The sequence below is a fragment of the Pseudomonas arsenicoxydans genome (assembly GCF_900103875.1).
Classification (GTDB): Bacteria; Pseudomonadota; Gammaproteobacteria; order Pseudomonadales; family Pseudomonadaceae; genus Aquipseudomonas; species Aquipseudomonas arsenicoxydans.
Genome location: NZ_LT629705.1, coordinates 3208775 through 3230419, shown reverse-complemented (window position 1 = coordinate 3230419; position 21645 = coordinate 3208775). Strand labels below are relative to the sequence as shown.

At 59.9% G+C, this 21645-nt stretch carries 14 protein-coding genes and 1 other RNA gene; 4 read left to right on the top strand and 11 right to left on the bottom strand.

Features of this window, described 5'->3' with window-relative positions; translation table 11 throughout:
* Nucleotides 1-122: 122 nt before the first annotated feature.
* From recR to dnaX, 4 genes are all read right to left on the bottom strand, one after another.
* Nucleotides 123-725, bottom strand: coding sequence for a recombination mediator RecR (recR, locus tag BLQ41_RS15070; RefSeq protein ID WP_090182040.1), 603 nt, complete (start codon nucleotides 723-725; stop codon nucleotides 123-125).
* 65 nt (nucleotides 726-790) lie between these two features.
* Nucleotides 791-1825, bottom strand: coding sequence for an NADP-dependent oxidoreductase (locus BLQ41_RS15065; protein WP_090182038.1), 1035 nt, complete (start codon nucleotides 1823-1825; stop codon nucleotides 791-793).
* Between the two features lie 261 nt (nucleotides 1826-2086).
* Nucleotides 2087-2425: a YbaB/EbfC family nucleoid-associated protein gene (locus tag BLQ41_RS15060; RefSeq protein WP_007933349.1), complete on the bottom strand. Its 339-nt coding sequence runs from the start codon at nucleotides 2423-2425 to the stop codon at nucleotides 2087-2089.
* 67 nt (nucleotides 2426-2492) lie between these two features.
* Nucleotides 2493-4574: a DNA polymerase III subunit gamma/tau gene (gene dnaX, locus BLQ41_RS15055; RefSeq protein WP_090182036.1), complete on the bottom strand. Its 2082-nt coding sequence runs from the start codon at nucleotides 4572-4574 to the stop codon at nucleotides 2493-2495.
* Nucleotides 4575-4717: 143 nt separating this feature from the next.
* Between dnaX and BLQ41_RS15050 the strand changes: the two genes are divergently transcribed.
* The gene (locus BLQ41_RS15050; protein ID WP_090182035.1) at nucleotides 4718-5452 is read left to right on the top strand and encodes a substrate-binding periplasmic protein; all 735 of its coding nucleotides are present in this window, start codon (nucleotides 4718-4720) and stop codon (nucleotides 5450-5452) included.
* 72 nt (nucleotides 5453-5524) lie between these two features.
* Here the strand turns inward: BLQ41_RS15050 and BLQ41_RS15045 are convergent, their stop codons facing one another.
* Nucleotides 5525-7225, bottom strand: coding sequence for a putative bifunctional diguanylate cyclase/phosphodiesterase (locus BLQ41_RS15045; RefSeq protein ID WP_090182033.1), 1701 nt, complete (start codon nucleotides 7223-7225; stop codon nucleotides 5525-5527).
* A 301-nt stretch (nucleotides 7226-7526) separates the two neighbouring features.
* On the opposite strand from BLQ41_RS15045, the gene BLQ41_RS15040 reads away from it, so the two are divergent.
* Entirely contained in the window at nucleotides 7527-7841 is a 315-nt protein-coding gene (locus BLQ41_RS15040) for a helix-turn-helix domain-containing protein (protein ID WP_090182031.1), read from the top strand.
* A gap of 187 nt (nucleotides 7842-8028) precedes the next feature.
* Here the strand turns inward: BLQ41_RS15040 and ffs are convergent.
* The 6 genes from ffs to BLQ41_RS15010 form a co-directional block, all read right to left on the bottom strand.
* Nucleotides 8029-8125: signal recognition particle sRNA small type (gene ffs / locus BLQ41_RS15035), an RNA gene on the bottom strand.
* A gap of 150 nt (nucleotides 8126-8275) precedes the next feature.
* Nucleotides 8276-9442, bottom strand: coding sequence for a zinc-binding metallopeptidase family protein (locus BLQ41_RS15030; protein WP_090182029.1), 1167 nt, complete (start codon nucleotides 9440-9442; stop codon nucleotides 8276-8278).
* 177 nt (nucleotides 9443-9619) lie between these two features.
* Complete coding sequence (gene ligA, locus BLQ41_RS15025) at nucleotides 9620-11977, bottom strand: NAD-dependent DNA ligase LigA (RefSeq protein WP_090182027.1); 2358 nt, start codon at nucleotides 11975-11977, stop codon at nucleotides 9620-9622.
* A 158-nt stretch (nucleotides 11978-12135) separates the two neighbouring features.
* Nucleotides 12136-12990 (bottom strand): cell division protein ZipA, encoded by an 855-nt coding sequence (gene zipA, locus BLQ41_RS15020; protein WP_090182026.1) that lies wholly within the window; start codon nucleotides 12988-12990, stop codon nucleotides 12136-12138.
* Nucleotides 12991-13305: 315 nt separating this feature from the next.
* A complete protein-coding gene (gene smc / locus BLQ41_RS15015; protein WP_090182025.1) occupies nucleotides 13306-16794 on the bottom strand; it encodes a chromosome segregation protein SMC in 3489 nt (1162 codons plus the stop codon).
* Nucleotides 16795-16796: 2 nt separating this feature from the next.
* The gene (locus tag BLQ41_RS15010; protein WP_090182024.1) at nucleotides 16797-17456 is read right to left on the bottom strand and encodes a GntR family transcriptional regulator; all 660 of its coding nucleotides are present in this window, start codon (nucleotides 17454-17456) and stop codon (nucleotides 16797-16799) included.
* Between the two features lie 266 nt (nucleotides 17457-17722).
* Between BLQ41_RS15010 and xdhA the strand changes: the two genes are divergently transcribed.
* Nucleotides 17723-19177 carry a xanthine dehydrogenase small subunit gene (gene xdhA, locus BLQ41_RS15005; protein WP_090182022.1) on the top strand — a complete coding sequence of 485 codons (1455 nt, stop codon included), beginning with the start codon at nucleotides 17723-17725 and terminating at the stop codon, nucleotides 19175-19177.
* Nucleotides 19170-21569: a xanthine dehydrogenase molybdopterin binding subunit gene (xdhB, locus tag BLQ41_RS15000; protein ID WP_090182020.1), complete on the top strand. Its 2400-nt coding sequence runs from the start codon at nucleotides 19170-19172 to the stop codon at nucleotides 21567-21569. Before xdhA ends, xdhB begins: the two co-directional genes overlap by 8 nt.
* Nucleotides 21570-21645: the final 76 nt, after the last annotated feature.

Sequence of the window (21645 nt, the reverse complement as noted above, 5' to 3'; positions counted from 1 at the left end):
ATTGTGTGAATCAGGTAGACCGAGTTGTCCGCATCGCGGGCAAGCCCGCTCCCACAGGGATTTCGCATGCACTGTAAATCCAGTGTGGGAACGAGCTTGCTCGCGATAGCGTCAGCTGAACACTAAAGAGCAATCGGCTTGCGCCCGGCAAACGAATGCGCCAACGTCCCGCCATCCACCAACTCCAGCTCGCCGCCCAACGGCACGCCATGGGCGATGCGCGAGGCAATCAAACCTTTGTTGCTCAGCAACTGCGCGATGTAATGCGCCGTCGCCTCACCTTCCACGGTCGGGTTGGTGGCGAGGATGACTTCGGTGAACGTGCCCGCTTCTTCGATGCGCGTCAGCAGTTGCGGAATACCGATGGCCTCAGGTCCCAGACCATCAAGTGGCGACAGATGGCCCTTGAGCACAAAGTAGCGACCACGGAAACCGGTCTGCTCCACCGCGTAGACATCCATCGGTCCTTCCACCACGCACAGCAAGGTGTCGTCGCGACGGTTGTCTGCGCATTGCGGGCAGAGGTCATCTTCGGTCAGCGTGCGGCACAGTCGGCAATGGCCCACCCCTTCCATGGCCTGGCTCAAGGCCTGGGCCAATCGCGAACCACCGCTGCGATCACGCTCAAGCAGTTGCAGCGCCATGCGCTGGGCGGTTTTCTGACCCACACCCGGCAAAATTCGCAGGGCGTCGATCAGTTGGCGAATCAAAGGGCTGAAGCTCATGGGGAAACGTCCGACATAACAACGAGACGCGGTTTATACCCGCGCCTCTCTTTAGCGTCAAATACTCAGTCTTGCGCGACCCGCACCACTAGTTTGCCGAAGTTGCGTCCCTCCAGCAGTCCGATGAACGCTTGCGGTGCCTGCTCGAGGCCATCGACCACGTCTTCGCGGAATTTCACCTTGCCATCACGCACCCACGGTGCCATCGCACTGACGAATTCCGGCTGACGATCGCCGTAGTCGTCGAACACGATGAAGCCTTGAATACGCACGCGTTTGGTCAAAATCGTTCGTTGCAATTGCGGCATGCGGTCCGGTCCGGTCGGTGCTTCGTGGGCGTTGTAGGAAGCGATAAGGCCACAAAGCGGAATCCGGGCCTTGGCATTGAGCAGCGGCACTACTGCATCGAATACTTTGCCGCCCACGTTTTCGTAATAAATATCGATGCCTTCGGGGCACGCCTGGGCCAGTTCTTCGGCGAAGTTCGGGCTCTTGTGGTCGATGCAGGCGTCAAAGCCCAATTCCTCGACCACATAACGGCACTTGTCCGCGCCACCCGCCACGCCAACCACACGCAGCCCTTTGATCTTGGCCACCTGGCCGACCACCGAGCCTACTGCACCCGACGCTGCCGCAACCACTAGGGTTTCACCGGCTTTCGGCTGACCGATGTCCATCAGGCCCATATACGCCGTCATGCCCGGCATGCCCAACACCCCCAGGGCCATCGACGGGCTCGGCAGCCCGGAGGGCACGGGAATGATGTTGCGACCGTCGCTGATGCTGTGGCTCTGCCAGCCAGTGGAGCCGACCACCAAGTCACCTTCCTGAAATTTCGGATTCAGCGAGCGCTCGACGCGGCTGACAGCCCCACCGGTCATCACTTCGCCGATTTGTACCGGAGCGGCGTAGGACGGTGCGTCACTCATACGACCGCGCATGTAGGGATCCAGCGACAAGTACAGAGTCTTGAGCAAGACCTGACCGTCGGCCAGGTCCGGCAGCGCTTCGCGCTCCAGGCGGAAATTTTCCGGCGTCGGTGCGCCTACTGGCCGGGACGCCAGGACGATGCGTTGGTTGAGGGTCAGTGGGTCAGACATGGCAGCGTCTCCTTGAATGTTGAATTCGATGGTATAGGGAGCAGACCGTTGTGGCGGTGGCGGGTTCGATGTTTCGTCAGTTGCACCGAGGCGACTTCATCGCGAGCAGGCTCGCTCCCACATTGGAACGCGCTCACCTGTGGGAGCGAGCCTGCTCGCGAAAGCGCCCTTATGTGCACTACATCTTCAACAGCCAGAAACAAAAATGCCAGGCGCGATGCCTGGCATTTTTTTGTAGCTCATCCGACGCGCCTTGGCGAATCAGAATGGCAGTTTCATGCCCGGCGGCAGTTGCATGCCTGCGGTCATGCTGCCCATTTTGTCCTGGCTGTTGGCTTCGATCTTGCGCACGGCGTCGTTGACGGCGGCGGCGAACACGGCCTCCAGCATCTCCTTGTCGTCTTCGCTCAGGCCTTCGACCAGGCTTGGGTCGATGGTCACGCGCTTGACGTCGTGACGACCGGTCATCACCACGGTGACCATGTCGCCGCCGGCTTTACCGGTGACTTCAGCGTTGGCCAGTTCTTCCTGCATCTTGGCCATTTTTTCCTGCATCTGCTGCGCCTGCTTCATCAGGCCGGCCATGCCACCTTTCATCATGGGAATCACCTCAAAAGTACTTGGATTAAAACAGCGCCCGGCCCTTGAGGCCGAACGCCTTCAGTTATTAGCCCTGACTGACCAGGGCTTCGACAGGTTCAATAGTATCGTTGCGGACCACCGCACCGAACTGCTGCATCATTTGCTGGATGAACGGATCACCGTGGATCGATTCCTCCGCCTCGCGCTGACGGTTCGCACGGCGACGGGACGCGGCCTGGGCCGGCGTCTCCTGCTCGGGCTTGATCAGCTCCATGGTCAGGGTCAGCGTGCGCCCGTGAAACTGATTCAACGCGTCGTTGAGTCGGCGTTGCTGGGTCGCGTTGAACAAGGCGCTGTGGGCCGGATCCAGGTGCATCAGCCAGTGGTCGCCCTCGACTGAAATCAACGTGCAGTTGGCGGCGATGCTGCCCGTCATGCCGGAGATCGGCAATTTCGGGAACAGCTCCAGCCATTGCAGGGCCAGACCGGTGGCCGGCATGGCCGCGGGTTCGGGCTCAGGCTCTGGCGCCGGTTCAGCGGAGTGTTCGCTGGCCAGCTCATCAAGGTAACTGTAGGCCGAATCCAGGTCTGGCTCGATGTAATCCTCGTCCAGCGGCGGCTCGTCGTCCAGATCAATGCCCGGCGTGGCGGCATCGACTTCGGCTACCGACGGCTCCGGTATCGGCGCAGCGGCCCATTCCGGCGCGTCCGGCACCACGCTGTCAGGCGTCGGCAACGGCATCGGCGGCAAATCAGGTTGCTCGCCGGCCGTTTCCAGAACCGGCTCGACGGCCGGTTGCTGGACGACTTCAGGCTCTACCGGATCGTTCCACGGCAGGTCGACAACCGCTACGGGCTCAACGACGGGTTCAGGCACGACCACGGGTGCAACAGGCTCGGGTTCAGGCACCGGGGCTGGGACTGGAGCAACAACCGCAGCAACGGGCGCAGGCGAGACCGGTGCAACTGCCGCAGGGACTACCGGCGCAACAACAGGCGCGGCAGCCACTGAATTTGCGGAATCAACTGTGGCTTGGCTGATCCCCACTGGCTTTAGCGGTTGCCTCGGCGCATCCGCGGTGTCTGCCGGTCTGAACGCGAGCATGCGCAGCAGGACCATTTCGAAGCCACCACGCGGGTCTGGCGCCAGCGGCAGGTCGCGGCGGCCGATCAGGCCCATTTGGTAATAGAACTGCACGTCTTCGGCCGGCAGTGCCTGAGCGAGTGCCAGCACCCGATCGCGGTCGCCGTGGCCGTTGTCGACACCTTCAGGCAAGGCCTGGGCGATGGCAACGCGGTGCAGCACGTTGAGAATTTCCGAGAGCACACCGTTCCAGTCCGGGCCTTGTTCGGCCAGGTGCCGGACGGCTTCTAGCAACGCCTTGGCGTCGCCTTCGATCAACGAATGCAGAACATCGTAGACCTGACCGTGATCGAGGGTGCCCAGCATCGCCCGCACGTCAGCGGCCATGACCTTGCCTTCACCGAAGGCGATGGCCTGGTCGGTCAGGCTCATGGCGTCGCGCATCGAACCGTCGGCGGCGCGCCCCAGCAGCCAGAGCGCGTCATCCTCGAACGGCACGTTCTCGGCACTCAACACATGGGTCAAATGCTCGACCACGCGTTCCGGGGTCATGTTTTTCAGGGAGAACTGCAAACACCGCGAAAGAATGGTTGCAGGAAGTTTCTGCGGGTCGGTCGTCGCCAGGATGAACTTGACGTAGGGCGGCGGCTCTTCAAGTGTTTTCAACAGCGCATTGAAGGAATGGCTGGAGAGCATGTGCACTTCGTCGATCAGGTAGACCTTGAAGCGCCCACGGCTCGGCGCGTATTGCACATTGTCGAGCAGCTCGCGGGTGTCCTCGACCTTGGTCCGGCTCGCGGCGTCGATCTCGATCAGGTCGACGAAGCGGCCTTCATCGATTTCGCGGCACACCGAGCACTCGCCGCAGGGTGTCGAAGTGATACCTGTTTCACAGTTCAGGCATTTGGCAATGATGCGCGCGATGGTGGTCTTGCCGACCCCGCGCGTACCGGTAAACAGGTAGGCGTGATGCAGCCGCTGGCTGTCCAAGGCATTGATCAGAGCCTTGAGCACATGGGTCTGGCCGACCATTTCGCGGAACGAGCGCGGACGCCATTTACGTGCAAGAACCTGATAACTCATCGAAAACCGTCGCCACGAAGGAACACAAGCGGCTAATGCTAGCGGAGCAAGGCCAAAATTGCATCCGGCGCGCTCGTCTAATCTGGCTAAGATGCACTTTGGGGGCTTTTATCCTCTCAGGTTTTCGTCGTACCGGAGCGTTTATGCGTTTTGCCTTGGGGGCACTGCTGTGGATAAGTCTGAACGTAGCCGCCGCCGAGGCGCCGTTGCGTTTTGTAATACCCGACAGCTGGGCAATGCCGATGGTCCAGCTGGACCACGGTCGTCCGACCCAGGGCATTCTGTATGACATGATGCTCAGCCTCGCGACCCAGGTCGGCGTCCCGGCCGAATTTCATGTCCTGCCCCGGACACGTGTGCAAAACGCCATGGAACACGGCGAAGTCGATGTCCGCTGCTATGCCGCGCAGTCCTGGCAGCCCAGTCAGTCCGGCGATTATATCTGGAGCATTCCGCTCTGGACTCAGCCCGACGTGCTGATCACCCGGCAGACCCCACCGAGCGCCGTAATCGCGGCGAATCTGCCGCGGCAATCCATCGGCACGGTGCTTGGCTACAGCTACCCGACCCTGCAACCGCTGTTCGACGCAGACCAATTGCAGCGCGAGGACGCGCGCAATCAGGAACAAGTGCTGGAAAAACTCCACGCCGGACGCTATCGCTATGCCGTGAGCAATCAATGGACGCTGGACTGGTTCAATCAGCGGTTGTTGCCCGAGCAGCAACTCAAACGCGTGGCGGTGCTGCAGGAGCAGCGTGTCGGCTGTTATGTGCGCAACGACCCCAAGGTGCCGGTGCAGCGGATCCTGCGCACATTGCTGCGGATGAAAATGTCGGGGGAGATTGATGACATCATCCGGCTTTATATAGGCGGCTAGCTCGGCGCGCCTTGAGCAATGCCTCTGAACGACACTGAACCCCATGCGGGGCTCAGCTTCAGTGACAACGCTTCAGACCGCCTGATTCAGCACTTGCCATCGCGCGGGCGCAACGAACTTCGCGACCCAATCCGGCACATCGGCGGGTGGCATTGGCCGGGCAATGAAATAGCCTTGTGCAACGTCACACCCCAGCCGCAGCAGCAGCTCACCGTGCTCAATACTTTGCAGCCCTTCAGCAATCACCTGCCGGCCAAACGCCCGTGCCAGACCGATCACCGCCGTGGTCAGGGCCAGGTCGTCGCGATCCTCAAGAATGTCGCGCACAAACGATTTATCGATCTTGATGGTTTGGGTGCGCAAGCGCTTGAGGTAGCTCAGCGACGAATATCCAGTGCCAAAATCACCCAGTGAAAACTGCACACCGAGTGCCTGGCAGGCCTGCAAACAGGCGCTGACATGCTGGATGTTCTCGATCGCAACCGACTCGACGATTTCCAGGTCCAGCATCTGCGGAGCTACGTCAGCATGCCGGGCGAGTACGTGCCGGAGCCGATCGACAAAGTCCGCACGCTGAAAATGCCGCGCCGCGATATTGATGCTGATCGGCCAGCACTGCCCCGCCTGCTGCCATCGGTGGAGCTGCGACAGCACCTGATCCATCACCCATTCGCCGATGTCGATGATCAGGTCCGTCTCTTCCACCAACGGCAAAAAATCCCGGGCCGGCACCATGCCGTGCTGGGGATGCTGCCAGCGCAACAACGCCTCGAACCCTACCACCACACCCAGACGCATATTGACCTTGGGTTGAAAATGCAGGCACAGCTCATCGGCGGCCAGCGCCTGGCGCACCTGCTCGACTGTCTGGTGAGTGGCCTTGACCTCCAGATCCCTGGACACATCGAACAGATGAAAACGGTTGCGACCGCGCTGCTTGGCCACGTACATGGCCTGATCGGCGTGACGCAACAAAGTCTCGGCATCTTCGTTATCGAGTGGGAATAGCGTAACGCCGATGCTGGCGTACACATTGATGTCCTTGCCATGCAGCGTGTACGGCGCCGAGATCGCCCCCAGCACCCGGTTCAGCGCCGCACGCAACTCCGGCAGATCACGCACGTAGCGCAGCACCAACACGAACTCGTCACCGGCCAACCGCGCCACCACATCTTCGCCACGCACAATCTGGCGCAGACGCTTGGCCACTTCCACCAGCAATTGATCGCCACTGGCGTGACCGTAGCCGTCGTTGACTGCCTTGAACCCATCGAGGTCGAGCATGCACACGGCCAACGGGATGTTTTCCTGTCGGGAAAACTCCAGCGCCTGGTCCAGCAGGTCCGAAAGAAACGCGCGATTGGGCAGTCCGGTCAGCACGTCGTGCCCGACCCGCCATTGCAGGGTATGCAGCAACTGACGTTTTTCGCTGACGTCGAAACGAATCGACAGGTATCGCTCAATGCGCCCCGTGGCATCGTCGAGTACCGGCACCATGGTACTGTCGACCCAGTACAGGCTGCCGTCCTTTGCCCGATTGCAGATCTCGCCCTTCCAGACATTGCCCAGCGCGATGGTGCGCCACATAGTCGCGAAGAAGTCGGTGCCGTGCAGACCGGAGTTGAGAAGGCGGTGATTCTGACCGATCAATTCTTCACGGCTATAGCCGGATACGGCGCAAAACTGATCGTTGACGTAGGTGATCCGGCCGCTCAGGTCCGTCTCGGAAAATATGGCGGCGGCATCCACGGCCCTGCGGTATTTCTCATCCATGAATCAGGCTCGCTGTCACTAGCGGTGGGACTGCGCAGACACGTTATAACTCCATGATCAGCACTTGATGGCCCGCAGAACCTTGATCAGCCAGGCTCAAAGACCTCATGCAAAGCTGACAAGGAAGCGCAATACCGGCCGTTTCACATTGCCGATTTTCTGGAAACAGGTCACCAAATGCCGCTTAATGGCGGCGATTCTACGAAATGCATCACATTTTGCAAAGCAAGGTGATGGATCATGCAGTTGTCTAATGCAAAAATCTATCGTTAAGTTCTTGATTCTAAATGGGAATTGAGCGATGCACATTTCAAGTTTGGGTCCGGCCATCCGACGTTACCGCAAGGGCGCGGGGCTTACTCAGGCTGAACTCGGCGAAAAAACCGGTTTTGACCCCAAAACCATCAGCCGCTTTGAAACCGGAACCTACACCCCCAGCGTTGAAGCCTTGTTCCGGCTTGCTGATGCGCTGGACGTAAAGCTCAAAGTCTTTTTTGCCGATTCAGGCGATGAAGATGAACAGCGGGCGTATTTGTTCGGCGTCATACACAAAGCAACCCCCAAGGATCTGGGAAAGCTGATCGCAGCGGTTGACCAGGCCTTGTCCAAGCCTTAGCGGCAAAAAAGTGCCGCTCATGAAAAAGGAGGCTGCCGTGTCTGATATGACAGGCTGGCCTCCTTTGTGTGCTCATATGGAAAATCGGAAACGACGAAAAACCGCACCGAACAAGGTCCGTGGCAGCAAAGAAGTATTTTTTTAAAAGATAACGCGAGAGAAGGCTCGCGGTGCGTTATGGAGGCAACCCCACCAGCCACACCCCGGCACACAATGTTCCCGCTGTGGCTGCTTCCTTCCGGATCTGACCAGGTTCACGGGTAATCGTTGCGGGGGGACCGATGGGGTCACCATAACGACGCTCACCTGACGGCGAGCCGCGCCATTGTACCTGTCTGAGAAGAACTTACAACCGTTCGAGCGGATTAAAAAATCTGTGCTGCTTCAAGGACATGCAATACCTGCGCAACATCTCTGATTGAAGCCGCGTACAGCTACAGATCCTGCAACACCTCATCCACCCTGCCGCCCTCTTCCTGGATCACCAGGTGAATGAAGTGCAGCTTGGCAATCACCGCTGGCGGCAGGACAAATGGATAGAAATCCGGCTGCCCCATGCTGCGCGACAGCTCGTTGAGCATGCCAGCCAGTTCGATCCACGCGTTGACGAACGACAGGAACGCCGCGCCGCCGGGATGCTGTGGATCGTAGAGGACGCTGGACGGAAACGGCTGGTAATCGAAGTCCATTTCCCGCGCGCTCATGCCAAACCCCAGCGCCGTATCCACCGCGTCCATCATGTGCAGGTAGTGAGCCCAGGTTTCGGCCCAGTCTTCCCACGGATGCATGGTGGCGTAGGCGCTGACGGCATGTTGCTGCCAGTCGAGCGGCGCACCTTGCTGATAATGCCTTTCGAGGGCCTCGGCGTAGCTCGCCCGCTCATCGCCGAACAAGCCGCGGAACGGTTCCAGCCAGTGGCTGTTGGCGATCAGCCGGTCCCAGTAATAATGCCCGACCTCATGCCGAAAATGCCCCAGCAGCGTGCGATAGGGCTCGTGCATTTGCACGCGGACCTGCTCACGGTGAGCGTCGTCGGCTTCCTTGATATCGAGAGTGATCAGGCCGTTGGCGTGACCGGTGGTCGGCGCGTTGCCTTCAAGATCGACACCGATGAAATCGAACGCCAGGCCGGTGTCTTCGTCGAGGGTTTTGGGGATTACCTGCAAACCAAGACTGATCAACTGCGCGACCAGACGACGCTTGGCGGTTTCCACCTTGCGCCAGCGCTCATGGTTTTCGGCAATCGACAGATCAGGGATGGTCCGATTCAGGCTACAGGCGATGCACAACGCATCGTGATCATTGGCCGGCAGCAGCCAGTTGCACGCTGCCGGGGAATCGAGGTTGGCACAGCGACGGAACACTCCCACCTCGGGATCGGCATCGAGCAACCATGTATCGGCTTGCAAGCCTGGTTGCAGCGAGGACAAACGACTCTGCTCCGGCTGATAACCCAACGCTGCCGAACAGGCCAGGCACTGACTGTTGCGAAAGAACAGCGACTGGCCGCAGCGGCAGTGCCAGATTTTGCTGTTACGCGAACTTTCGCCGATGAAAGGCGCGGCAATGCGTGTACTGAGCTGTTCGAAGAAGCGGTACATGACGATCTCTCCCTGGGGCTTGCCAAGACTAGATCATTCACGCGCCATGATCGTTCCGATGTTTTGCGTTGGGAAAATCAAAAGATCGCAGCCTCGTTTCACTCGACAGCTCCTACAAAGAGCACGCATTCCAATGTAGGAGCTGTCGAGTGAAACGAGGCTGCGATCTTGGCGAGCTTAAACGTTGATGCCGTGCGTCTTCAGAAACGCGACAAACGCCTCTTCATCCAGAACCTTCAACCCCAGCTCATTGGCCTTGGCCAGCTTGGAGCCAGCCCCCGGCCCGGCCACCACGCAATGGGTCTTGGCCGATACCGAACCGGCCACTTTGGCACCCAGGCTCTCGAGCTTGTCCTTGGCGATGTCGCGACTCATCAACTCCAGCGAACCGGTCAGCACCCAGGTCTGCCCGGCCAGCGGCAGTCCTTCGACAACTTTTTTCTCGCTCTGCCAGTGCATGCCGAACTCGCGCAGCTGTTTTTCAGCGGCTTCAGCGAGCTGACGATTTTGCGCCACCGCAAAAAACTCGCGAACCGAATTCGCCTGCTTCTCGGGCAACGCCTGACGCATGTCCAGCCAATCCGCGTTGAAAACACCTTCGAGCGAACCAAACCTGTCGGCCAACTTCTGCGCCCCACCCGGTCCGACCGAAGGAATGTTCAACTTGTCGAGGAAGCCGCCCAGCGTAGTGCTCGCGGCAAACTCGGCGCCCAGCTCACCCTGATCCTGAATCTGCAGGCCATGCTTGAGCAGATCGGCAATCACCTGGCGGTTATGCGCGTCTTCAAAGAAACTGTGAATCTCGTGCGCCACTTCCAGGCCGACATCCGGCAAATACGTGAGCACCTGCGGCAATGCCTGCTGAACCCGCTCCAGCGAACCGAGAGAGCGCGCCAGCACCTTGGCCGTCTCTTCGCCGACATCGGGAATCCCGAGGGCGTAGATAAACCGTGCAAGGCTCGGGCGCTTGCTGTCTTCGATAGCGCTGAGCAGGTTCTTGCTCGACAGCTCGGCAAAGCCTTCCAGGTCGACAATCTGCTCAAACGTCAGGGCATACAGATCGGCCGGCGAATTCACCAGGCCTTCATCGACCAACTGCTCGACGCTCTTCTCGCCCAGGCCTTCGATGTCCATCGCACGGCGCGACACGAAGTGAATGATCGCCTGCTTGAGTTGTGCTCCACAGGCCAGTCGACCGACGCAGCGATAGACCGCGCCTTCGCTGACGGTCTCGCGACCCTTGCTGCGCTTGACCAGTTGCGTGCGCTCGACGTGCGAGCCGCAGACCGGACATTCTTGCGGAATCTGTACCGGCCGCGCGGTTTCCGGGCGACGTTCCATGACTACTTGCACCACTTGCGGGATCACGTCGCCCGCACGGCGGATGATCACGGTGTCGCCGATCATCAAGCCCAGACGCGCCACTTCATCCATGTTGTGCAACGTTGCATTGGCCACGGTGACACCGGCCACTTTCACCGGCTTCAAGCGCGCCACCGGCGTCACGGCACCGGTGCGGCCAACCTGGAACTCCACATCGAGCAGCTCGGTAAGCTCTTCCATCGCCGGGAATTTGTGCGCGATGGCCCAGCGCGGTTCGCGAGCACGGAAACCCAGTTCACGCTGGGAGGCGATGCTGTTGACCTTGAACACCACGCCGTCGATTTCATACGCCAGCCCGTTACGGCGCTCGCCGATGTCGCGGTAGTAATCCAGGCATTCATCGATACCGTGGGCCAGTTTCAACTCACGACTGATCGGCAGGCCCCATGCCTGAAGCTGTTTGAGATTACCAATGTGCGTGTCGGCAATGTCCGCCGAAATCTGGCCGATGCCGTAGCAGCAGAACTCCAGAGGACGATTGGCGGTGATCTTCGAATCCAGCTGCCGCAAGCTGCCCGCCGCGGCGTTGCGCGGGTTGGCGAAGGTCTTGCCGCCGACCTCCAGTTGCGTGGCATTCAGGCGTTCGAAACCGGCCTTGGACATGAACACTTCGCCGCGCACTTCGAGGGTCGCGGGCCAGCCGGTGCCTTGCAGCTTGAGGGGAATATTGCGCACGGTGCGCACATTGACGCTGATGTCTTCGCCGGTAGTGCCATCGCCGCGCGTGGCGCCGCGAACCAGCACACCGTCCTGATACAACAGGCTGACCGCCAAGCCATCGAGCTTCGGTTCGCAGCTGTATTCCACCGCCGCGCCACCACCAAACAAGTCGCCGGCCGGCAGATCCAGGCCTTCCGTCACGCGGCGATCGAATTCGCGCATGTCGGTTTCTTCAAAGGCGTTGCCGAGGCTGAGCATCGGCACTTCGTGACGCACTTGCGTGAACGCCGACAGCGCCGCGCTGCCCACACGCTGGGTCGGCGAGTCGCTGGTGATCAGTTCGGGATGTGCCGCTTCAAGGGCCTTGAGTTCGTGGAACAACCGATCGTATTCGGCGTCCGGAATACTCGGCTCATCCAGCACGTGATAGCGATAGTTGTGCTGATCAAGCTCGGCACGCAGCTCTAGAATGCGGGTTTTGGCGGCGGTCATGGGTGTTCTCTCATAAAGCAAAAGAGCAGCCGTGGCTGCTCAATCTCATCTCATCAAGATCAAGAGATCGCAGCCTCGTTTCACTCGACAGCTCCTACATTGGAATGCGTTCATCCTGTAGGAGCTGTCGAGTGAAACGAGGCTGCGATCTTTTGCCTTTATCGTTTCTGGGTCAGAGCGCGGCGTTCGAATTCAACGATACGCTGACGGTAGTGTTCGATGGTCTGGGCGGTCAGCACGCTGCGCTGATCGTCCTTGAGTTCACCGTTCAGCTCCTGGGACAGCTTGCGTGCAGCGGCAACCATCACGTCGAAAGCCTGTTTCGGATGACGCGGACCTGGCAGACCGAGGAAAAAGCTCACCGCAGGCGTGCTGAAATGGTCGATGTCGTCCAGATCGAACACGCCCGGCTTGACCGCATTGGCCATGGAGAACAGGACTTCGCCATTGCCGGCCATGCTTTCGTGGCGGTGGAAAATATCCATTTCGCCGAAACGCAGACCGCTTTCCAGAATGTTCTGCAACAACGCCGGGCCCTTGAAGCCTGCCGCATCACGGCAGATGACGCTGATCACCAGCACTTCTTCGGCTTGCGGTTGTTCCTTGTCGCTGACCGAAGGCGCGGATTTGCTGTCATCCGGGAAGTCATCGTCACGGCTGCTGAAGCTCGGGCCGCCATCGAGGTCCAGGCTGAGGTTCATGTCACCCTGCGACGGCTCGCCATGGCCACGCTTGCCGCGCTTGGAACCCGATTCGCGGGGTTCCCGGGCCGGCATGCTTACCGACGGCAGATCATGCTCGTCCAGCTGCGGTTCTTTATGCGTATCCAGCACACGAGGCGGGCCCAACAGCTCGGCGCTGGTGTCCTCGTCCGGCAGGTTGGACAAACTTCGGTCAAGACGGAATTTCAGTTTTCCCTTGCCGCCGCGCATGCGACGCCAGCCATCGAAAAGAATACCGGCAATGACAATAATGCCGATGACGATCAGCCACTCGCGCAGACCGATTTCCATTTAATCCCGTGCCTCTATAAAAAATGCTGAAAAATAAGGGGTTTACAACTCGTAAACCGCTTTAAAACGTGGCGCCAACTCTATGTTCTGACAGGCGTTTTGCCCACGTATACGAAAAATTGACATTAAACTAGCACGACCAAAGGTAACTTTACACCGTCTGTCAAAATCGCTGCGCAAATTGTGTCGATTTGCCATCTTCATTCAACAACCCGCACAGACGCATGGCATGCGCAGCTCAAGCTAAAAGTCGCAAGCTTCAAGCCTCAAGTCACTCCTCTTGAAGCTTGAGGCTTTTGGCTTCTAACTGCGCCGCTAGGCGTCCACCATCGCCATTGCCTCTTCGACATCCACTGCCACCAGACGCGAGCAACCCGGTTCGTGCATCGTCACCCCCATCAGTTGATCGGCCATTTCCATGGCGATCTTGTTGTGGGTGATGTAGATGAATTGCACCGTTTCCGACATCTCTTTAACCAACCGTGCGTAGCGTCCCACGTTAGCGTCGTCCAGTGGTGCGTCAACTTCATCAAGCATGCAGAACGGCGCCGGATTCAACTTGAAGATGGCAAACACCAGGGCCAATGCCGTCAGGGCTTTTTCGCCACCGGAGAGCAAATGGATGGTGCTGTTCTTCTTTCCTGGCGGCTGCGCCATGATCGTTACCCCTGTATCGAGTAGATCTTCGCCCGTCAGTTCCAAATACGCGCGTCCTCCACCGAAAACTTTCGGGAAAAGAGCCTGTAAACCGCCATTGATCTGATCAAAGGTATCTTTGAAGCGGTTGCGGGTTTCCTTGTCGATCTTGCGGATCACGTTCTCGAGGGTGTCCAGTGCTTCCACCAGATCGTCGTTCTGCGCGTCCAGATAACGTTTGCGCTCGGATTGTTGCGTGTATTCGTCGATGGCCGCCAGGTTGATCGCACCGAGGCGCTGAATGCGTGCGGCAATGCGTTCAAGTTCTTCCTCGGCGTCCGTCTCGTTGGCCTCGGTCGTCAGCGTGGCGAGTACACCGTGAAGGTCGTAGCCGTCTTCCAGCAATTGATCTTCGAGGGTCTTGCGGCGCACGGTCAGGGCTTGCCATTCCATGCGCTGGGTTTCCATCTGCCCCCGAATCAACTGCGACTGCTGTTCGGCCTGGTGACGGCGTTTCTCGGCGTCGCGCAGCTCGCGGTCGGCGTCTTCCAGCGCGATTTGCGCGGTCTTGAGTTCTTCGTCAACGGTCATGCGCTTGTCGAGCAACTCTTCGAGTTTCAAGCGCAACTCTTCCAGTGGTGCCTCGCCCTCCTCCAGATTGAGACTCAGTTGTTCGCGCTTTTCGGTCAGGCGCTCGGACTGCATTTCCAGTCGCTCCAACGCCTGGCGCGTGGAGTCGTGTTGCGCCTTGAGCGAGCCCAGACGCACAGCCAATTGATGAGCGTGATCCTTGTGCTGCCGGGCTTCCTGACGCACGCGATCAAGTCGCTCGCGCAGGCTGTCGCGCTGGGCCAGCAGCAACTCGCGTTGCTCGGTGTCCAGCGCCATGGCATCGAGGGCTTCCTGCAATTGCAGGCGCGCTTCACCGATGTTTTCGTGTTCCAGCGCGCGCTGCTCGGCCAGTTCGGTGAGCTCTTCGTCCAACCGTGTGCGGCGCAAGGTCAGTTGTTCGGCCTTGGCTTTGCCGGCGGATAACTGAGCCTTCAGCTCGCCCTGCTGACGCGCTTCGTCTTGCAGCAGACGACGCAAATGCTCACGACCGTTTTCCTGCTGACGTTGTTGCGCCCGCAGGTTTTGCAATTTCGTTTCGAGGGTCTCGACCGTGGCTTCGCGCTCTTCGCGCTCTTGGGTCAGACGCTGGATTTCCTGGCCACGGGCGAGCACGCCGCTTTCCGCTTCACTGGCCCGGCGCACGCGTAAAAAGTGCCGGCCGACCCAGTAGCCATCGCGGCTGATCAGGCTCTCACCGGCGGCCAATTGACCGCGCAAGGCCAAGGCCTGCTCAAGGGTGTCGACCGGTTTGACCTGGCCCAACCAGGGCGACAGATCAACAGATGCTTCAACTTTATCGAGCAGGCTGCCCGGCACCCGCACGCCATCACTGGCCGGGCTGAGCAAGCGCAAATCGCCTTGGGCAAAACCGGCCAGATCGAAGTCGCCGAAATCGTCCACCAGCACCGCTTGCAGGTCGGCGCCCAGCACGGTTTCCACCGCCAGCTCCCAACCCGCTTCGACTTTCAGGCCCTCGGCCAGGCGCGGACGGTCGGCCAAGTGCTGATCGCGCAGCCATTCAGCGGTGCCGGTGCCCGGATCGAGTGCCGCTTGCTGCAACGCTTCAAGCGATGCGAGACGACCGTTGAGGCGTTGCAAATCGCCCTGGGCCTGTTGCTGGTTTTGCAGGGCAAGCTGCAATTCCTGCCGCAGTTGCTCAAGACGTTCGACCTGCGCTTCTTCGCTGGCCTGCAAATCTTCCAGCGTGGCCTCGGACGCGGCCAACTGCTCGCTGAGCTCCATGATCGCCGCGTCTTCCGGGTCCGCCGAGAGCAACGCACGCTCTTCGCCAAGGCGCTTCTGCCGGTCGGCCAAACGCTCCATGCTGGTTTCCAGCTGCTGGATGCGTGATTGCTGCACTTCAGACTGGCGACGCGGTTCGGCGGCGGTGAGGTTGAACGTATCCCACTGCTCCTGCCAGGCGTGCATGGTGGTTTCGGATTCTTCCAGCGCGGCGGCGGCTTCTTCGGCGGCGGCGCTGGTGACTTCCTGCTCGGGGGTGAGCATGTCCAGCTCTTCGCCGAGGGTCAGCAGCAAGGTGCGGTCATGGCCCAAGTGGGATTCGGTTTCCAGACGCGCGCGCTCGGCTTCTTTGAGATCGTCCTGCAACTGCCGCAAACGCTGCTGGCCGTGCTGGATGCTCTGTTCGACCCGAGCGATATCGCCACCGACCGAATAGAAACGCCCCTGCACCAGATTGAAGCGCTCGGACAGGTCATGGTGCCCGTCGCGCAAGCGCTCGATGGCCGCATCGGCGTTGCGTTGCTCGGCGACCAACGCTTCGAACGTGACTTCCTGATTACCGATGATCGCTTCGCGCTGGCCGACCTGTTCGTTCAATGCCTGCCAGCGCAGGGCCGACAGCTGGGCCTTGAGCTGACGCTCCTCGCCCTTGTATTCCTGATACTTCCTGGCGGCCTCGGCCTGGCGGTGCAAGCGTTCGAGCTGGCGTTCAAGTTCTTCACGCAGGTCGGTCAGGCGGGCCAGGTTTTCGTGGGTGCGACGGATACGGTTTTCAGTCTCGCGCCGACGCTCCTTGTATTTGGAGATGCCCGCGGCTTCTTCAATAAAGTTGCGCAGGTCTTCGGGCTTCGACTCGATCAGCTTGGAGATCATCCCCTGCTCGATAATCGAATAGCTGCGCGGGCCCAGGCCGGTGCCGAGGAAGATATCGGTGATATCGCGACGCCGGCATTTGGTGCCGTTGAGGTAGTAGGTGGTCTGACTGTCGCGGGTCACTTTGCGGCGAATGGAAATTTCCGCATAGGCGGCGTATTCGCCGAGCAACGTGCCGTCGGAGTTATCGAACACCAGCTCGATGCTGGCCTGACTCACCGGTTTTCGGCTGGTCGAACCATTGAAGATGACGTCGGTCATCGACTCGCCACGCAAGTTCTTGGCCGAGCTCTCGCCCATCACCCAACGTACGGCGTCGATGATGTTCGACTTGCCGCAGCCATTGGGCCCGACGACGGCCGCCATGTTGCTGGGGAAGTTCACCGTGGTCGGGTCGACGAAGGATTTGAACCCCGCCAGCTTGATGCACTTTAGCCGCACGCTTAAGCGTCCGTCAGGGCGGAAACCACCAGATCGCAGCTGCGCTGGGCATACGCCGTCAGCACTTCGCGAATCTGCGCAAAGTCCCGGGCCAGCACTGCCGCCAGCAGGCGTTCGAACAGCTCAAGAAATTCGCTCATCGACGCTTTGCGCTGGTCCAGGGCGAGAAAATACGCGCGGCTCATGGCCGGCTGCAGATTCTCGACGGTTTCCTGCAAATAAGGGTTGTTGGCAAACGGATACGCAGCACGCATCACGTTGAAGCTGTCGTCAACGAAGGTGCGGATGTCCTGTCGCTCATAGCTGGCGGCCAGGCGCTGCTGGATCTGGACGAACGGCGCCATGTCGGCCTGGACTTTCCAGCCGCTGGCCACGGCATTGCCGAGCAGAATGTAAAGTTCGCTCATCAGCGTGCACAGGCTTTGGACCTTGTGGGCCGTGAGCTCGGTGACATGTGCGCCCCGTCGCGGCAGGATCGCGATCAAGTGGCGGCGTTCGAGGATCAGCAAAGCCTCACGGACTGATCCGCGGCTGACATTGAGGGCCTGCGTGACCTTCTGTTCCTGGATGCGCTCTCCCGGCTTCATTTCGCCGCGAATGATGCGTTCGGCGAGGTGGTGGGCGATTTGCTCGGCGAGGCTGTCCGGCGCCTTGAACGTCATGGGTGTCCTTCAAATTCTTCGATCTGTACAAGCGGCGCAGTGTAGCGCACATGAAGGGTCATGGCGGAGTGCCCACTCAGCGGTTTTTGGCACGAATCACGCAAAAGGCAAGCTATCCCGCGAGGGTCAATAATGAAGGAACGAGTCGTTGATCGACAAAATGCTATTTCCTGACCTTTAAGTCAGAAAATCATTGACCGCAAAGTCAGACCTGATAAATTCGGTTCAAGTCGGTTAACAACAATAATGAGTCTGCGAGGCCTTCCGTGATCCAGTTTTTACTTAACCAGGAACTCCGTAGCGAGCACGCCCTGGACCCAAACCTGACCGTGCTCAATTATCTGCGCGACCATGTGGGCAAGCCCGGCACCAAAGAAGGCTGCGCCAGCGGTGACTGTGGTGCCTGCACCGTGGTGGTCGGCGAGCTGCAAACGGATGACGATGGGCGCGAACACATTCGCTATCGCAGCCTCAACTCGTGCCTGACGTTCGTGTCGTCATTGCACGGCAAACAATTGATCAGCGTCGAAGACCTCAAGCACCAGGGCGAGCTGCACAGCGTGCAGAAAGCCATGGTCGAGTGTCACGGCTCGCAATGCGGCTTCTGCACCCCGGGCTTCGTGATGTCGCTGTTCGCGCTGCAAAAGAACAGCGATCAACCCGACTCGCACAAGGCACACGAAGCACTGGCCGGCAACCTCTGCCGCTGCACCGGCTATAGGCCGATCCTGCAAGCCGCCGAGCAATCCTGCTGCGCCAAACAGCCAGACCAGTTCGATGCCCGTGAAGCCGAGACCATCGCGCGCCTGAAGGCCATCGCCCCCACCGACATCGGCGAACTCAACAGCGGCGACAAGCGTTGCCTGGTGCCGCTGACCGTGGCCGATCTGGCTGACCTCTACGACGCTTATCCACAGGCGCGCCTGCTGGCCGGCGGGACGGATCTGGCGCTGGAAGTCACTCAGTTCCACCGCACGCTGCCGGTGATAATTTACGTGGGCAATGTCGCCGAAATGAAGCGCATCGAGCGTTTCGACGACCGCCTGGAAATCGGCGCCGCGACCGCCCTCTCCGATTGCTACGACGCCTTGAAAGCCGAATACCCGGACTTCGGCGAACTGCTGCAACGCTTCGCGTCCTTGCAGATCCGCAACCAGGGCACCCTCGGCGGCAACATCGGCAACGCCTCGCCCATCGGTGATTCGCCACCGCTGCTGATCGCCCTCGGCGCGCAGATCGTTTTGTGCAAAGGCGAAACCCGCCGCACGATGGCGCTGGAAGACTACTTCATCGATTACCGGGTCACCGCGCGCCAGGAAAGCGAGTTCATCGAAAAGATCATCGTGCCGCGTGCCAGCGCCGAACAATTGTTCCGCGCCTACAAAGTATCCAAACGTCTGGACGATGACATTTCCGCCGTCTGCGCCGCGTTCAACCTGCGCATCGACAACGGCGTGGTCGCTGACGCCCGTGTCGCCTTCGGCGGCATGGCCGCGATTCCGAAACGCGCCAGTAACTGCGAAGCCGTGTTGCTCGGCTCGCCGTTCAACAACGCCACCGTCGAACGCGCCTGCGCAGCACTGGCCGAAGATTTCACGCCGCTCTCTGACTTCCGCGCCAGCAAGGAATACCGCCTGCTCAGCGCGCAGAACCTGCTGCGTAAATACTTCATCGAACTGCAAACACCGCACATCGAGACTCGGGTGACCGCTTATGTCTAATCATCACGCTGTAGAGAAGACCCAAGCCGAACTGGCTGAACTGTTCGCCAAGGACCTGACCACCGGCGTCGGTCGCAGCGTCAAGCACGACAGCGCCGCCAAGCACGTGTCCGGTGAAGCGCAGTACATCGACGACCGCCTGGAGTTTCCGAACCAGCTGCACGTTTACGCACGCCTGTCGGACCGCGCCCACGCGAAAATCATCAGCATCGACACCAAGCCCTGCTACGCCTTTGAAGGTGTGCGTATTGCCATCACCCACGAAGACGTACCGGGCCTGAAAGACATCGGCCCGTTGTTGCCGGGCGATCCATTGCTGGCCATCGATACGGTGCAATTCGTCGGGCAGCCCGTGGTGGCCGTCGCCGCCAAAGACCTGGAAACCGCACGCAAAGCCGCGATGGCCGCGATCATCGAATACGAAGATCTCGAGCCAGTGCTGGACGTGGTTGAAGCCCTGCGCAAACGCCATTTCGTGCTCGACAGCCACACCCATCAGCGCGGCGACTCGGCCGGCGCCTTGGCAACCGCCGAACATCGCATCCAGGGCACGCTGCACATCGGCGGCCAGGAACACTTCTACCTCGAAACCCAGATCTCTTCGGTGATGCCGACCGAAGACGGCGGCATGATCGTTTACTGCTCGACCCAGAACCCCACCGAAGTGCAAAAACTCGTGGCCGAAGTGCTCGACGTGTCGATGAACAAAATCGTCGTCGACATGCGCCGCATGGGCGGTGGTTTCGGCGGCAAGGAAACCCAGGCGGCGAGCCCGGCATGCCTGTGCGCGGTGATTGCGCACCTGACGGGGCAGCCGACCAAAATGCGTCTGCCGCGGGTCGAAGACATGCTGATGACCGGCAAGCGTCACCCGTTCTACGTCGAGTACGATGTGGGCTTTGACAGCACCGGCCGCCTGCACGGCATCGCCCTGGAACTGGCCGGCAACTGCGGTTGCTCGCCCGACCTGTCGGCATCGATTGTCGACCGTGCGATGTTCCACGCCGACAACTCGTACTACCTGGGCGATGCGACCATCAACGGTCACCGCTGCAAGACCAACACCGCGTCGAACACGGCGTATCGTGGTTTCGGCGGCCCGCAAGGCATGGTCGCAATTGAAGAGGTGATGGACGCCATCGCCCGTCATCTTGGCCTCGACCCGCTGGCCGTGCGCAAGGCCAACTACTACGGCAAGACCGAGCGCAACGTCACCCATTACTACCAGACCGTCGAGCACAACATGCTCGAGGAAATGACCGCCGAACTGGAAGAAAGCAGCCAGTACCTTGAGCGCCGCGAAGCGATCCGTCGCTACAACGCCAACAGCCCGATCCTGAAAAAAGGCCTGGCGCTGACCCCGGTCAAATTTGGTATTTCCTTCACCGCCAGCTTCCTCAACCAGGCCGGCGCGCTGATCCACGTCTACACCGACGGCAGCATCCACCTGAACCATGGCGGCACCGAAATGGGCCAGGGTTTGAACACCAAAGTCGCGCAAGTTGTGGCCGAGGTGTTCCAGGTGGAAATGGACCGCGTGCAGATCACTGCGACCAACACCGACAAGGTGCCGAACACCTCGCCGACCGCAGCTTCCAGCGGCGCCGACCTGAACGGTAAAGCGGCACAGAACGCCGCCGAGATCATCAAGAAACGTCTGGTCGAATTTGCTGCACGGCAATACAAGGTCAGCGAAGAAGACGTCGAATTCCACAACGGTCACGTGCGGATTCGCGATCACATCCTGACGTTTGAAGCGCTGATCCAGCAGGCGTATTTCGCTCAGGTGTCGCTGTCGAGCACCGGGTTTTACAAGACCCCGAAAATCTTCTACGACCGTAGCCAGGCGCGGGGTCGGCCGTTCTACTACTACGCCTTCGGCGCGGCCTGTTGCGAGGTGATCGTCGACACCCTGACCGGCGAATACAAGATGCTGCGTACCGACATCCTCCACGACGTCGGCGCCTCGCTGAACCCGGCCATCGACATCGGTCAGGTCGAGGGCGGTTTCATTCAGGGCATGGGCTGGCTGACCATGGAAGAGCTGGTCTGGAATGCCAAGGGCAAATTGATGACCAACGGCCCGGCCAGCTACAAGATCCCGGCGGTGGCCGACATGCCGCTGGACCTGCGGGTGAAGCTGGTGGAAAACCGCAAGAACCCGGAAGACACGGTGTTCCATTCCAAGGCTGTGGGTGAGCCGCCGTTCATGCTTGGCATCGCCTCGTGGTGTGCGATCAAGGACGCCGTGGCGAGCTTGGGCGACTACAGGCATCAACCGAAGATCGACGCGCCGGCGACGCCGGAGCGGGTGTTGTGGGGTTGTGAGCAGATGCGGCAGTTGAAGGCGGCGAAGGCTGTCGAGACTGAAGTTGAGTTGGCTTCGCTCTAAGACCTAGGCGCGGCCAATCGCTAGCAGGCTAGCTCCCACAGGATTCGTAGTGAATCCAAAATGTGCGGACACCACA

What these genes read in the sequence shown, in the direction of transcription:
- BLQ41_RS15060 (WP_007933349.1), bottom strand. Translation starts at nt 2,425, where the DNA reads ATGATGAAAGGTGGCATGGCCGGCCTGATGAAGCAGGCGCAGCAGATG.
- ligA (WP_090182027.1), bottom strand. Translation starts at nt 11,977, where the DNA reads ATGACCGCCGCCAAAACCCGCATTCTAGAGCTGCGTGCCGAGCTTGAT.
- BLQ41_RS15045 (WP_090182033.1), bottom strand. Translation starts at nt 7,225, where the DNA reads ATGGATGAGAAATACCGCAGGGCCGTGGATGCCGCCGCCATATTTTCC.
- xdhB (WP_090182020.1), top strand. Translation starts at nt 19,170, where the DNA reads ATGTCTAATCATCACGCTGTAGAGAAGACCCAAGCCGAACTGGCTGAA.
- zipA (WP_090182026.1), bottom strand. Translation starts at nt 12,990, where the DNA reads ATGGAAATCGGTCTGCGCGAGTGGCTGATCGTCATCGGCATTATTGTC.
- BLQ41_RS15010 (WP_090182024.1), bottom strand. Translation starts at nt 17,456, where the DNA reads ATGACGTTCAAGGCGCCGGACAGCCTCGCCGAGCAAATCGCCCACCAC.
- BLQ41_RS15050 (WP_090182035.1), top strand. Translation starts at nt 4,718, where the DNA reads ATGCGTTTTGCCTTGGGGGCACTGCTGTGGATAAGTCTGAACGTAGCC.
- BLQ41_RS15065 (WP_090182038.1), bottom strand. Translation starts at nt 1,825, where the DNA reads ATGTCTGACCCACTGACCCTCAACCAACGCATCGTCCTGGCGTCCCGG.
- BLQ41_RS15040 (WP_090182031.1), top strand. Translation starts at nt 7,527, where the DNA reads ATGCACATTTCAAGTTTGGGTCCGGCCATCCGACGTTACCGCAAGGGC.
- BLQ41_RS15030 (WP_090182029.1), bottom strand. Translation starts at nt 9,442, where the DNA reads ATGTACCGCTTCTTCGAACAGCTCAGTACACGCATTGCCGCGCCTTTC.
- recR (WP_090182040.1), bottom strand. Translation starts at nt 725, where the DNA reads ATGAGCTTCAGCCCTTTGATTCGCCAACTGATCGACGCCCTGCGAATT.
- dnaX (WP_090182036.1), bottom strand. Translation starts at nt 4,574, where the DNA reads ATGAGTTATCAGGTTCTTGCACGTAAATGGCGTCCGCGCTCGTTCCGC.